Below are 14,132 nucleotides of genomic sequence, written 5' to 3'. Positions count from 1 at the left end.
TCAGACGCTCTACATCAGATCAGTTCGCGGCAAACCCGGGGAGCCGCTCGATGTCCGCGACGATCGAGAACTCGGACGCGTCGCCCTTGATGATGCGGCTGGATTCACCGTGGACGTCCACCGGGACGTCGCCGGCCAACGTCACCCGGTGCACGCTGCGCGCCTGGGTTCCGTAATCGGAGACGCCGTAGTGCTGGGTGGCCTGGTTGTCCCAGATCGCCAGATCTCCCGCCTCCCAGGCCCAACGAACTGTGTTTTCCAACTTGATAACTCGTGCCTGCAGCAGCTGGAACAGCGCAACCGACTCAGACGGCTTGAGTCCGACGAACTCCTTCACGAAGTGGCCCAGAAGCAGGGTCTTCTCCCCCGTCGCCGGGTGGATACGAACCACCGGATGTTCCGTTTCGTAAATCTCGCGAGTGAACTCTCCGTAGTTGGTGACCCGCTGCGAACTACCTTGCTTCACTTTGTCGACTACCTCGGCGTAGTCGTACGCATTGGTGTGCACCGCACGCAGATTCTCGACCAGAACCTTCAGCGAATGCGGCAACTGGTTGTACGCGGCCGTCGTGGAAGCCCAGGTCGTTGCTCCGCCGTACTCGGGAATTGTGGTGGGGCGCAGGATCGATGCCTTCGGGATACGGTCGATGAATGTGACGTCGGTGTGCCAGCTGCTGGCCGCACCGTCGAGAACCAGCAGCTTGTTGTCAGCAGACTTCAGCGTCGGGTGGGTGGTGGTCTGCGTGCCAAGTGTGCCGGCAAATTCATACTGCGACACGTCATCGAGATGCTGCTGACCGCGGAAGAATACAACCTTGTGGGCGGCGAGTGCGTAGTTGATTGCGTACGCGGTCTCCGCGGACAGGTCACCCGAAAGGTGAACGCCGTCGATGCGTGCGCCAATCAGCTCACCCACCTTGTGGACGGTGATTCCGCCTGCGGCGTAGATCTCTTCAGGGGTGAGTGCGACGCGTTCGAGTTCGGTGATAGACATGAAATTCTCCTGTGAAGTGAGAGTGAAAGGTTGTGTGTCGTGCGAGCGGATCGGTCAGACAGCAACAGTCAGGCTTGGCTCCACTCGAGTAGTTCCCCGTCCTTCGCGCTGGCGCAGCGGGTCCGGAAGCGGCACCGCTGCAACCAATCTCCTGGTGTAGTCCTGGCGCGGTGAGCTGAATACCTCCGCGGCGGGGCCCTCTTCGACCAATTCCCCGCTGCGCAGCACCGCTACCCGGTCGGCCACCTGATGGACGACGGCCAAGTCGTGGCTGATGAACAGGCATGCGAACTTGTATTCCTCTCGTAGGTCGGCAAATAGTGAAAGAACGTCGGCTTGGACTGAAACGTCGAGCGCACTGGTCGGCTCGTCGGCAACCAACAGTCGTGGTCCGAGTGCGAGTGCTCGCGCCAGCGCCACCCGCTGGCGCTGACCACCGGACAGCTCTCCCGGTGCCCGGTGAGCAAATGACTTGGGGAGACGAACGGCTTCGAGCAACTCCTCGACCTTGTTCCGAAGCAGGGCCCCGGTAGCAAAGCGGTGGACTTCGAGGGGTTCACCGATGCTCTGCCCGACGGTCCGCCGGGGATCGAGTGACGCCGCCGGATCCTGATGGACAAGTGCCATACCCTTACGCAGACCTCGAAGATTCGCTGCGGATATCGTGCCCAGGTCGGTTCCGTCGAAACTCACGGTGCCACTGCTAGCCCGAATGACACCCAGCGCGCTGCGCCCGAGAGTTGTTTTCCCCGAGCCCGACTCACCGACCAGACCCACTACTTCACCAGGCCGCACACTCAGGCTCACCTGATCAACAGCCCGAAACGCCTTGTTACCCAGACGGGCCGGGTACACGATCGAGACGTCGTCGAACCGGAGAATGGGCTCGGTGAGCGCGCGCTCGACATCATCGACCAGCGCAACTGCTGGTTTGGCGTGCTCGGCTTCCGGCAGCCGAGGCACCGCTGCCAGCAGAGCCTGCGTGTAGCTCGCCCGCGGTGACGCAAACAGATCGAAAACCGACTGCTGTTCCACCACCTGACCGGATTTCATCACCAGCACGCGATCGGCGATATCCGCAACGACTCCCATGTTGTGTGTGATCAGCAGAATCGCCGTCCCCGACCGATCGCGCAGATCCCGCAGCAACTGCAGAATCTCGGCCTGCACCGTCACATCGAGTGCAGTCGTCGGCTCATCTGCGATCAGCAGATCCGGCGAGCCCGACAGAGCCAGCGCAATAACTACTCGCTGCTTCTGACCGCCCGACAGCTGATGTGGATACCAATCGACCCGACGCTCCGGTTCCGGAATCTCCACCATCCGCAGCAGTTCGACGGCACGGGCCCGAGCGTCGGCCCGGGATATCTTGCCGTGCGCCCGCAGAACCTGAGCAATCTGCCACCCCACCTTCTGGACCGGGTTGAGTGCGGTCTGGGGTTCTTGAAACACCATTGCGGCGCGGGTGCCGCGCACCTTGTTCAAGGTTGCCTCGTCAGCTCCGAGAACCTGCTGACCACCGAGTTCGATCGAGCCGCTTGCCTGAGCCCCTTCCGGCAGCAAGCCGAGGACTGCGCGTGCTGTGAGCGACTTACCCGATCCGGATTCTCCGACCAGTGCCAGAATTTCACCCTGTGCCACTTCGAGATTCACCTGATCGACAACGGTGGTTGATTCACGTCGGGTATCCGCGGTACCGAACCGGATCACCAGATCCTCGATGGCGAGGACCGCCTGCTGCTTTACTGCGTTCATGCTTGTGTCCTTGAAGTGGTCGTTTAGGCGGCGTCAGATGCGACGGGCTTTGCCGAGCGCCTGGGCGATCAGGAGGAAACTCAAGACCAAGGCGGAGACGATGATCAGCGGTCCGACGGCGTAAGCGGGATTGACGTCGAGATTGGGGATGGCTCCGGAGATGATGGACCCCAGTGACGGATCCGGCGGTCGCACGCCGATACCCAGGAAGCTCATCGCACTTTCGGCAAATACGGCCACCGACATCGACAGGGCGATCTGCACGCTCAATGGTTCGACCACGTTGGGCAGCACATGTTTACGCAGTACCCACCAACGGCCGGCCCCGATCACTTCGGCCGATTCCACGAACGGTAGCTCGCGAACTTTGAGCACACTGGTACGTACAAGGCGCCCGAACATAGGGATCTCGGCGGCCACGATCACCGCGACCACCGGAAAAATACCGGGTCCGGTAATCGCTACCAGCGTGATCGCGAGAATGAGCAGCGGAAAAGCAAGGATCACATCGAAGATTCGTTGAGCGATGACATCGGCAACCGGATTGATGCTAGAGATCAAGCCTGCAAGCGAGCCGATGATCGCACCCAACGGCACCGCGACAAGCACAATGACCAGGTTGATGCGGATGCCGTACAGCGAGCGAGTGAAGACGTCGCGGTTCACCTGATCAGTGCCGAACCAGTGTTGTGCGCTGGCGCCCAACAGGTTTGCGCCCTCGATCTGTTCGTTGGGTCCGTAGTTCGTCAACAGCGGTGCCGCGATGCCCGCCGCTGCGATGACCAGCACGATCAGGACACCCGCAAGTCCCTGGCCGTGAGTCAGCGCGTCACGAACCGGGTGCGAACGTCGAGTCTGCGTGTCCTGGCGTTGATCAACGACAGTCATTACTGTCCTCCAATGCGGATACGCGGATCGAGGTAGGCGTGCACGATGTCTGTCAGCAACTGAATCAGCACGAAGATCGTGACCGAGAGCAGCAGAAGCACCTGCACCACGGGGTAGTCGCGCCGACCGATTCCCTGCTGAATCAGTTGACCGATTCCCGGCCAGGCAAAGATGGCCTCGACCAGCACGGCTCCACCAAGGAGATGCCCGGTCTGAATTCCGAGGACAGTCAACATGGTCGGCAGCGCGTTGCGTAAAGCGCTGCGGGTCACCAGGTTCCAGCGCGTGACTCCCGCAGCCTGAGCGGTGATCACATACTGCTGCGCCATCTCGGTGCGCAGGGCCTCCGAGAGAAATCTGGTCAGAGCGGCTGTGACCGGCAAGGCCAAGCACAGTGCCGGAAGCACCAAATACTGCAGCGTGATGTCGGGGCGAGCCAGGTACCCGCCCGGAGGAACACCACCGGAAGGCAGCACCGGGATCAGCACCGCAAACACCAGGACCAGTAGAACACCCGTTACAAAATTGGGCAGCGCGACAGAGAGCGTGTTGAGCACGTTCACCACACTGGTCAGCCACTTCTTCGGCCAGACCACCACGGCCACACTGAGAATCAGGCTCAACGTTACCGCTAACAGCAATGCGCTGCCGGCAAGCACCGCCGTATTGCCCAACCCGGCCAGCACTAGATCCGAGATCTGACCACCGAGGACAAACGACCGACCCAGATCCAACGTCAGAACATCGCCGATCCACGACAGGTACTGAGCGGGGACCGACTTGTCGAGACCCAGCGAATGACGAATCGCCTCAATCGCTTCCGGCGTGGCATCGGGACCGGCCAGCGCCAAGGCCGGATCACCGGGAACCAGTCGCATAACCGAGAAAATCAACAACGATGCAAGAAAGAGAACCACTACCGCCGACGGTAGTCGGCCGACAACATAGCGAATCATGTTCTCCCCTAGGCCAGGAAGGTGTTGGCGAACTGCGGCTGACGGCTCTTGGTCCACGCAAGATCATGCACGGTGGAAGCAGCCGATACCTGCGGAACCACCACACCGATCTCGATCAGGAACAGCTCTTCCAACAGTTGGGTGCCGAGGTCCGCGTACAGCTTCTTTGCAGCGTCGCTCGAGCCGTCGGGCACCTGCCACGCTGAGTCGGCGGCCGCGGAGTATGCCGGCGAACTGAACTTCGACGCATTGTGCGCGGCATTGAAAGGGTAGGCGCTGACGGTCAGCGTCGACGGAACATACTGCGCAAAGGTGTGACTGGTCAGCCACAGCCCCTTGAACTCTGCGCCGATCAACTGCTTGAAGAAGATAGTCGCCTCGACTGGGTCCAACTCGACGCGAATTCCCGCTTCAGCAAGATTGGCCTGCACGATCTGAGCTGCCGCTTCGAAGTCCGGGCTGGCACCCGTGTACGTCAACGGAATGGTCGGCAGTGTTCCCACCTCACTCACCAGTGACCGAGCCTTGGCAACGTCACGCGTATACGTGGAGTTCTTGGCCGCGTCGTATGCGGGCGACGACTTCGGCCACGGCAGGTTCACGGCGTAGCCTGCGTCGCGGTACACCTCACTCATGATGCGATCCCGATCGATGGCATACGCCACGGCTTTCCGGGTTCGTACATCGGTCAATCCCTCAGCCGTGACGTTGGCGCCCAGATACGTCTGCAGTTCCGCCCCGTCGAGAGCTGAAGTTGCGAAACCACTTGTCTTGCCAACTGTCTGAGAATCACGGAAGGTCAACGATCCCGGGGCGACGAGCGCAACCTGGCCTGATTTGAGAGACGTCAGACGGGCTTGTGAATCGGGGACGATACGAGCCTCGACGCGGTCGAGGAAGGGACGCTCAGCAACCCAGTAGTTCGGATTGCGATCGAAGGAGATCGAGCTGTTCGGGGTGCGCGAGGCGAAGACGAACGGTCCTGTCCCGATGAAGGATTCACCGCTGACCGCCTTGTCGAAGGTCTCCGAGTCGAAGATCGGCGCCAGATCCAGGAGGTCGAAGATGTTTCCGGTTCGGTGCGCGAGCGTCAGCACCAGTTTTTTCGGATCCGAGGAGTCGTAGCCGGTGATGGCGGCTGCTGTGCTGCGCAGCTGCGCGGAGAACTTGGGATCGGCGTACGTACGCAGCGAAAACTCCGCATCCGCAGAGGTGAACGGGCGGCCGGTGTGGAAGGTGACGTCGTCGCGCAGATTCAGTGTCAACGTCAGACCGTCGTCCGAGAGCTTCCAGTCCTTGGCGAGAAGAGGTTGCGGCACTACGGAATCGATCGGGTAGCGGGTCAATGTCTCGAAGACAAGCCCGGAGATGGTAGTGCCGGCAATTGTTGTGCTGGTCAAAAGAGCAGATGGGCTGACATCGTCCGGAATTGCCAGGGTGAGCGTGCCGCCGCGCACTGGTTCCACCGATTCACTTGCATCCGAACGCTGTTCACCAACAGCCGAGGAGCACGCGGCCAGTGAGCCGGTACCAAGAATTGCGAATGCGGCAATAGCGCTGCCACGGAAAAAGGCACGGCGATCAAGCCCGGCCGTCGGAAATGACGAGTTCACGGAGGTGTGGTCCTTCGTATGAGGGTGCGCAGCGACGCGCGCTGAGCGCGGCACGCAAAAGGGAAAGTGGTCGTCCTGGTGGCCTCGAAGAACCCGAACCGTGAAGTTCAGTGGGCAATGAGGGCTACACCAGCCGGTGTGGCGCTGAAGAAGTCAGCGCAGACATCGCAGAGGGACGGACACGGTAAACCTTCCGGTCAGATTCAAGGCACTTGCCTTCGTGAACACACTTAATCATTTCCCCTTATGTTGGGGAAATAGTTGGACTCACGGTGATTCGAACTCACGAATAATAGGCCCGCTCAACGAGACCGGGCCCACTATTCCCAGCTCATCGCGGTAGCGTCCGGAAGGTCCGCCCTAATACCAAGGAGACAGATGCAGCCCGAAAGCCCAGCCGAGCAGATCCGAACCACACTCGCGCGGATCGCCCACCTCGCCGATACGGGAGCAGTCGACGATTACGTCGAACAATTCACTCAGCAGGCCGAGTGGACAATGCCGGCCAACCCCGACCGCGGGTTGCCGCTCCAGGTACGACGCGGCCGCGAGGAAATCGCTGCCGGTGTGCGCGAACGCCGTGCTGCGGGAATTCAGGGACCGGGAACCTTCACCCGCCACGTGACCACCGCAGTCGCCGTCGAGGTCACGTCGGACACCACGGCCCGCGCCGAAGCGGTGTGGACGTTTTACGTCGACACCGCCACGGCGCCTCGCCTCAGTGGCGTCGGAAGTTACGCAGACGAGTTCGAGCTGGAGGACGGCCGCTGGCGACTCTCACGACGCGTCATAGCGCGCGGCTGACGGTCAGTCCTCTTCACCGGTGATCGACTCGCACCAGTCTTCGACCTGGTCGATCCCCTCCTCCGTCCACTCCGGGCTCTGATCCTCCAAGGCGTCGAAGACGCTCTCGCAGGTCAGCGAGTCTGGCAGGCTATCCGAGCCCGGAGCCACTGAGCCTTCCGCGGATGCTTGGGCAGACGTTTGGGCAAGGGGACCGGCAACCAGGGCAACTGCCACTGCGCCGGCTCCGACCAGGCTTTTCACACGCATGGTCTTCCTCCTCCAGGACTGTCGACGTTAGGTGCCGACGTTTTCGGAGTACCCCAATCCCCACGCGCTATTCGCCCATGTCATCGCGGCGCCACAAGAGCACGATCAGCCGGAATTGCCAGACCAAGGTTGTCTCGTAGCGTCGTTCCTTCGTAGTCGGCGCGCAGAACGCCACGATCCTGCAGCAGCGGTACTACGTCGTCGACAAACTCGTCCAATCCTGTTGGTACAAGGTGCGAACCGAGGATGAATCCATCCGAACCGTCGTTCTGCACAAACGAATCGATCTTTTCGGCAATCTGTTGCGCAGTACCGACTATCGGCCCGCGCTCGAACTGATCGATCACGACCTCACGCAGATTCAGCTTCTTGTTCTCGGCCACAGCGCGCAACTTCGCGACGGTCTCGAATCGGTCCTGATGGATGAATGCCCGTCCTTGAATGATCGGGGGCGCTTCGGGATCCGGTGCGATATCAGGTAGCGGTCCTTCCGGGTCGTAACCCGAAAGATCGAGATTCCAGATCTGCTCGAGCAGGATCAACGCAGTCTGGCCTGTTACTTGCTGATCGCGAATGTCACGGTACTTCTCGATAGCATCAGCCTCGGACGTGCCGAGCACAAAGCTCGCCGACGGCAGAATCTTGATGTCACCCGGATCACGCCCGGCTGCAACAGCACGGGCCTTGATGTCCCGATAGAAGTCCGACGCCTCAGGCAGCTGCCCGTACGGCGAGAAGATCGCGTCGGCATTGCCGGCCGCAAAATCCCGCCCCTGCGGCGAGACACCAGCTTGAAGAATGACCGGGCGACCCTGCGGACTGCGCGGAACAGTGAACCGACCGTTCACATCGAATTGTGATCCGTGGAAAGCGAATTCACCAGCCTCTGCTCGCGCGAGGAAACGACCGGAATCCTTGTCTGCGACGATGTCGTCACTTCGCCACGAATCCCAGATTTCACGGACGAGTGCGACGGTTTCCTCGGCGCGCTCGTACCGCTGCGCGCGATCGAGGTAACCGCCGCGACGGAAGTTCTGCCCGGTGAAGGCATCGAACGACGTCACGACGTTCCAGGCCGCGCGGCCACCGGACAGTTGATCAAGTGTCGCGAACTGTCTGGCCAACTCGTACGGTTCGTTGAACGTCGAGTTGATGGTGCCGGCCAATCCGAGGTGTTCGGTTACTGCCGCCAATGAGGCGAGCACCGTGAAGGTATCCGGCCTGCCGATGATGTCCTGATCGAAGATCTGTCCCGCGCGTTCGCGAAGTGCCAGTCCTTCTGCCAGGAAGAAGAAGTCGAATTTTCCGCGCTCGGCGGTTCTAGCGGTGTGTTCGAAGGAGTCGAATTCGATCTGGCTGCCCGCCTGCGGATCCCACCACGCCGTGTGATGGTTGACGCCGCCCAGGTAGGCACCCAAGATGACCTGCTTACGCTGCTGAGAACTCATGAAAGTATTCCTCGTCTGTTCAGGCAGCCGGAGTGCCGGCGGCGTAGCGGTTGGGGACGTCGATCGGCAATCCGAGAAGTCCGCGGAGATTCGTATCTGGATACGCTGTACGGAATACGTTGCGCTTCTGCAGTTCTGGTACCAGGTCATTCACAATCGTGTCAAGATCGTCCACGGCAACACCGGGTCGCAAACGAAAGCCCTCGATCCCCAACTGCTGCCAGCGGAGAAGGTGATCGGCCAATTCAGCCGGCGTGCCGGTGAAGATCAGTGCATCAGAGCGGTACGGGGTACCCGACGCATTGTCCAGGCGGTCGAGTCGTTCTCGACCCGATTCCCCTGCCGCATCGAAGAACACAACAATGTCGCCGTAAACCCGGAGCGGTTCACCCGAGCGCTCAACCCGTTCCTGCGCCGCACGCACTTCGGCGAGAATCGAGGGCACCTGACCATCGTCGAGAGGAGTCACAAAAACCAGATCGGCTGTTCGAGCAGCCAGCTCGTACGGAACGCGCTGATGCGCCAACGCTGCGATGATGGGCTGCCCCTGCGGCGGCCGCGGAGTGACCGACGGTCCACGCACGGATAGGTACTTGCCCTCGAAGTCGATGTAATGCAACTTGTCTCGATCGATGAACCGGCGCCGCTCCACATCACGAATTTCGGCGTCATTCTCCCAACTGTCCCAGAGGCGCCGAACCACATCGACGGCCTCAGCCGACTCTTCGAACAGATCCCGTACGAAATCGGGAAGGTTGCCTGATACCAGCAATGCCCGATCATCTTCGGTCAACGCGGGGATATCGCGCCGCCCGAAATGGGTGGCCTCCGCTTCGGACGCTGAGACTTTCACCTGCCACCCCGCGCGACCTCGCGACGTGTAGTCGAGCGTTGCAACAGCTTTGGAGACATGGAACGGCTCGGTATGCGTCGTGGTGATCGTCGGAACCAATCCGATATTGCGCGTCACCGGTGCCAGCCTGGCCGCCACGAGATGCGCGTCCAGTCGAGCGCGCACACGATCGACCGCGTCACCGACGGGCTCGAATGGGTTGCCCGGCACGGAGAGGCTGTCCTCGATACTCACGAAGTTGAGCAGACCGCGTTCGGCTGTAGTCACGAGATCTGTCCAGTACGACGCGGTGAACAGCTCACTCGGACGCGAATGGGGTTCTCGCCAGGCCGCCGGGTGCCAGCCGGCGCCGTCAAGCGCTACGGCGAGGTGGATGGGAAGGGTGGAGGTCATCGGCTTCTACTCCTGTTCGAGGACTACTCGGGAGCGCACAGTGCCGGCCGCAGAACCGTCAGCCCTCTTTCACTGACGGGTAGTGCCGCAACTGCCGCTTGCGACACACACCACGCGTGTCGCCAGGTGTGATCCCGGGGCACCCCATCGGCATGAAGGGTTGCCGTCCAGCTAGCCGGTCCTTGTCGCTGGAACTCTGCACCTACCGTGACGGTATCGGTTCCGCAGCCCGCCCACGATCGACCCGAATTGCCACCAGAGGGCAGAAACCATGAACCACCTGCCACAACACCCCGCCGAATCTTTTCATTCTCAAAGATTCAAAAACCTAGATCGGGACATACAAGGGACGTCTACCTCGACACAGCTACGACTCGTCGGAGCGGCGCTTCGAGCTACTCCGACGAGTTCGCGATCGACGAAGGCCGCTGGTAACCCGATCGGTGCGCAATCGCACGCGGGAAACTAGCAATCCGGCCCTGTCCACGATGTTCCCGCGGCCGAGCGCTCCCTGACGTACCTCGGCATCGGCCGCCCGCATCGTATCGTTGATAATCGATGTCAGCGCCGTCCAATCAATTTGGTGCAGTGGCACACCCGGGGAATCGAACTGCGGAAGCTCCAGTAGCGGTGGCAACTCCGGCGATGCAATTGCGTCGAAACTGCCATACAGCCAATTGAACTCGGGTCCTTGCACCACTCGGTCGGACAGCACCGTCGAATCAAGACCGGTCATAGCCTGCGCAACCCCGCCCAACTCGGGAACCTCGACGAAACGCACAGCGGGAGGATCGAAGGCATACACGATGTCGCTGGGCCGCTCGGTAGTTCCACTCGGATTAGACGCGATCAAACGGAACTGCCCGGACTGTTTCAACGTCACTCTGTACCTCGACGCACTGATGTCGAGTTCTTGAACCTCGCCCCACGGCGTTTCGAGGTTCAGCCTGCGGTGTCCCTGGACGTTCCAGGTGAATTCGATGGATTGATTTCGAATCCCGTGTTCAGGAACCGCACCGAACATCTCGATCACCGGCGGAGCCGAATGCGCGATGGTCTCCGAGTACAGATACGCGTACCACTCGACGGCCGACGGGCGCGCTCCCGGATCCGACCCCAGCCCCCGCTCGAACATCTCGATTCCACGGTGGTCAACGCGTCCGACCAAACCCGCCAACGACGAAATCTCCGACGCCTTCGCCGGCGCCGCACCGAGTACGTCGCGAAATATCAACGCCAGTTTGAAGAGATCAGTGCCGACGTCTTGAACTCTCGCCTCGTCAACACATTCCGGTGGTGTCATCCCGTGCGAATGCACTCCGGGTCCACGCCACGGAGACTCGGCGGCGTGCATGAACTCGGAACCGATCATCACAACGTCGATGGGTGAATCGCTCGTGACCACGCGCAAGGGCCCGATATCGCCGAACACGACGCCTCGAGAATGGAGGAACGCCGTCGCGCGCGCGATCTGAGCACAGTAAGCCGAGCGCACGATAATGTCATCCGGTTCGACAATCACCGATGCACCCACATCCCTTGCGTGCGCGGGATTGTTCAGCCAGTCCAAAGTTCGAGCTACCGTCACGACCCCCGAATGGGGTGTCTGCACTCGCTCCTCGAATCGCGCCGGAACCACACCGGTCAAATATCCCACGGCGACGCCGTCCGACTCGACAAGTTCGAGCGGCCACAGAAATGACGCGTCGAGCGTCGAGCGATCCTCAGGAGTCAGATGCGCACGAAAATCGATCAGCCAGCGCACATTTGCGGCAACAACGTCGCTCGCGTCCTCGAACGTGCGGAAGAGAGAGCGGAAGCCACGTCCGACGCCCTTCGGAGACTTCACCTCGAAGGCCGGAAGACCTTCTGGTGATTCAACATCGCGGAGAATGCTCAGGGCAGTGACATCAACGCTCATGTCCGCCCCACCAGGAATTGCACACCGTTACGACACCGCATATCCCACACCTCGCATCGCTGCGCTCACGCCTACACTTCCGACTAATTCGCCGCACCATTCCCCCGGGCGTTCGAGTACTCCTCGCACGACCGTCTGACAGGTAGTGAGAAAGAGCTCCGGCGTCAGCGAGCTGTCAGCGACCGTCCTACGACCTCTCGGCCCCATCCGATCGTGCACCTTCAGCAACGCTGACGTCGCATCATCCCCGATCAGCCACACCAACATCGCAGGTGCCGTGGAGATTTCAGTGCTGCCTGGTTGAGCGAGGATGGCCGCAGCCGAACCGACAACCACCGACACCACGGTTCGAGAAGGTCGCTCCAGGAACGGCCGACCCACTTTGCCGTGGGCACAGTCGACCAGGCTGTTGAAGGACACATGTCCACCGACGTGAGTGACGCTGGCAGCAAACATGTCCGAGAGGATCGGGCGCCGTGCACATTCGTCGGCTATCCACTGCGTCAGCTGTTCGAGAAGATCCCGAGCCAGCTCCTTCGCGTCGTCGTCGACCACAACACGAACGTCGATGTGCGAGCGAACAATCCGCTCGATCTCGAGCTCGGTGCTCATTGCTGCATCGACTCCGGTGGCTGCAGGTGTGAAGCCGGCCCGTCGGCCCAGGTCGTCTCGGACATCCAATGCGGCAACGGGCCGGCGGGCGCGCTGCCTGTGGCCGGACTCTGCGGATACCCTCCGCCGATATACGGAGCCGTCACCGGGTTTCGCGGCTTGTCCAATACCACACCAGGCGCTGACGACCTTGACGTCGGTACCGGCTCCGGTCGACGGGTCTCCACGTCCCTCGCCCCGCTGTCGGGACTTACGCGGGCCTCAGCGATCAGACCACGTTCCCATTCACGTAGACGTTCGGTCGACACACGTTTTGCATGCCGACTCCATTGCTCGAGTGCTTCGTCGACTACCTCGGATTGGTGCGCAACCACAGTCTCATTGACCTTGAGTACTGTTTCCTGCTGCTTGCTGATGCGGTCCTGCTCGGCGTCGAACTCGGCATCTCGGCGGAACTCCGACACCCGTTTGCGGGTATCGATTTCCTCCGTCGCATCTCGCTTCTCTTCCTCCTCGAAGGCTTCGACCAGCTCGTCGTACGGCGTGCGGGTGCCCGCGTTGGCCATCACCTTGAAGAGGACCGGAAGGAGTTCCATCAGCATGAACAGAACGGAAACCGCCAGGTGGGCCATGCCCGCTGTCCCGTCGCCCTCCGTGAGGTCGTTGAGCGCCTTGAGTCGCGCGATGATTCCCTTGTTGGCCTGCTCTAGCGCGTACGACCCGTTCTGGGCGCCGTCAACTTGGGCGCGCAATGTCTCGACATTCTGCTCGACGGCAGGCAAATCACGTTCCGCGTCGGCGACGGCTTTCTCACTCTCCTGCAGCAGAACGTCCTTGAGTGTGGCTACGACAGTCGCCTTTTCGGCTTCCTTCGCCCTGATCTGCTCGAGCGTTCCCTGCCATAGTTTCTCTGCCTCGCCTGCAAGCCGCTTCTTCTCGACACACAGCGCAGCACAGCCCGGCACGCCGGTACCGGCCGTGCCTTCCTCTTCCTCGAGCGCCCTGGTCATTGCGGCGTCGTAATCAGCTTTTTGTTTCGCTGCCGTCGCCTCGAGCTTTTCGATCTCGGTCTGGACCAGTCCAACTTCCGGGTTGGCTGCCGGGTCTGCTGTGGGGCCGGCGTTGATCAACGCACGCATCTGAGCCAACTCGGTTTCCGCCTCGGTGAGGTCGGAACTCAACGTCGAGTCCTTGAGGTCGGTCCTCAACTGCTCTTGCGATGCAAGGATATTGCGGTTGAGCTGTGTCTCGATTTCACTCTCGAAAACCTTGAGCATCAACGGCGTCGATATGACGAATCCGATGACAATCGCCAAGAACACTCGCGGCAACGCCATCATTACACTGCGTCGAATACTCTTTTCGCCGGAGAGTCCGATCACCAACAACCTGTCGAGGTTGAGAATCGCGAGACCCCACACCAGACCACCGGCGATGGCGGCCCAGCCTGTTGCAATCCCTGTGATCGACAATGCGTAGGCGGCCGAGGTTGTAGCAAAACCAGCCGTCGTCAGCAGAACCGAACCCATTGCCGTCTGCTTGGCGACCGAGCCTGGAAGTCTCTCCAGAACATCGACGCGTGAGCCCGCCAGGCGCGCAAGATAATACTTCTTCGTCATACCGATCCATTTCAATGCCTTCGAGGG

At 61.0% G+C, this 14,132-nt stretch carries 12 protein-coding genes and 1 riboswitch; of the genes, 1 reads left to right on the top strand and 11 read right to left on the bottom strand.

The window, feature by feature from the left end; translation table 11 throughout:
- Positions 1-19: 19 nt before the first annotated feature.
- Genes C7T36_RS16340 through C7T36_RS16320 form a run of 5 tightly spaced genes read right to left on the bottom strand, consistent with a single transcriptional unit; the run spans position 20 to position 6,206 of the window.
- Positions 20-994, bottom strand: a complete 975-nt coding sequence (locus C7T36_RS16340) for a TauD/TfdA family dioxygenase (protein WP_045071467.1) — start codon at positions 992-994, stop codon at positions 20-22.
- Positions 995-1,048: 54 nt separating this feature from the next.
- Positions 1,049-2,749 carry an ABC transporter ATP-binding protein gene (locus tag C7T36_RS16335; RefSeq protein WP_045071468.1) on the bottom strand — a complete coding sequence of 567 codons (1,701 nt, stop codon included), beginning with the start codon at positions 2,747-2,749 and terminating at the stop codon, positions 1,049-1,051.
- A gap of 33 nt (positions 2,750-2,782) precedes the next feature.
- Entirely contained in the window at positions 2,783-3,637 is an 855-nt protein-coding gene (locus C7T36_RS16330; RefSeq protein WP_045071471.1) for an ABC transporter permease, read from the bottom strand.
- Positions 3,637-4,593, bottom strand: coding sequence for an ABC transporter permease (locus C7T36_RS16325; protein ID WP_045071473.1), 957 nt, complete (start codon positions 4,591-4,593; stop codon positions 3,637-3,639). Before C7T36_RS16325 ends, C7T36_RS16330 begins: the two co-directional genes overlap by 1 nt.
- Before the next feature lie 8 nt (positions 4,594-4,601).
- Positions 4,602-6,206 (bottom strand): ABC transporter substrate-binding protein, encoded by a 1,605-nt coding sequence (locus tag C7T36_RS16320; RefSeq protein ID WP_045071475.1) that lies wholly within the window; start codon positions 6,204-6,206, stop codon positions 4,602-4,604.
- A 378-nt stretch (positions 6,207-6,584) separates the two neighbouring features.
- Between C7T36_RS16320 and C7T36_RS16315 the strand changes: the two genes are divergently transcribed.
- Positions 6,585-7,010 (top strand): nuclear transport factor 2 family protein, encoded by a 426-nt coding sequence (locus C7T36_RS16315; RefSeq protein ID WP_045071477.1) that lies wholly within the window; start codon positions 6,585-6,587, stop codon positions 7,008-7,010.
- Between the two features lie 3 nt (positions 7,011-7,013).
- On the opposite strand, the gene C7T36_RS16310 is transcribed toward C7T36_RS16315, so the two are convergent.
- The 6 genes from C7T36_RS16310 to C7T36_RS16285 form a co-directional block, all read right to left on the bottom strand.
- Complete coding sequence (locus C7T36_RS16310) at positions 7,014-7,259, bottom strand: hypothetical protein (RefSeq protein WP_045071479.1); 246 nt, start codon at positions 7,257-7,259, stop codon at positions 7,014-7,016.
- An 80-nt stretch (positions 7,260-7,339) separates the two neighbouring features.
- Positions 7,340-8,707, bottom strand: a complete 1,368-nt coding sequence (locus C7T36_RS16305) for an NtaA/DmoA family FMN-dependent monooxygenase (protein WP_045071480.1) — start codon at positions 8,705-8,707, stop codon at positions 7,340-7,342.
- A gap of 19 nt (positions 8,708-8,726) precedes the next feature.
- Complete coding sequence (locus C7T36_RS16300; protein WP_045071481.1) at positions 8,727-9,953, bottom strand: LLM class flavin-dependent oxidoreductase; 1,227 nt, start codon at positions 9,951-9,953, stop codon at positions 8,727-8,729.
- Positions 9,954-10,042: 89 nt separating this feature from the next.
- Positions 10,043-10,156, bottom strand: a riboswitch (SAM riboswitch).
- A gap of 164 nt (positions 10,157-10,320) precedes the next feature.
- Positions 10,321-11,874: a hypothetical protein gene (locus tag C7T36_RS16295; protein ID WP_033235996.1), complete on the bottom strand. Its 1,554-nt coding sequence runs from the start codon at positions 11,872-11,874 to the stop codon at positions 10,321-10,323.
- A gap of 27 nt (positions 11,875-11,901) precedes the next feature.
- The gene (locus C7T36_RS16290; protein WP_033235995.1) at positions 11,902-12,486 is read right to left on the bottom strand and encodes a hypothetical protein; all 585 of its coding nucleotides are present in this window, start codon (positions 12,484-12,486) and stop codon (positions 11,902-11,904) included.
- Positions 12,483-14,105, bottom strand: a complete 1,623-nt coding sequence (locus tag C7T36_RS16285; protein WP_045071485.1) for a DUF4407 domain-containing protein — start codon at positions 14,103-14,105, stop codon at positions 12,483-12,485. The genes C7T36_RS16290 and C7T36_RS16285 overlap by 4 nt, the downstream gene beginning before the upstream one ends.
- Positions 14,106-14,132: the final 27 nt, after the last annotated feature.

The organism is Rhodococcus sp. AD45-ID (assembly GCF_003023755.1).
Taxonomy (GTDB): Bacteria; Actinomycetota; Actinomycetes; order Mycobacteriales; family Mycobacteriaceae; genus Rhodococcus_F; species Rhodococcus_F globerula.
This window is presented reverse-complemented; position numbering and strand designations above follow the sequence as displayed.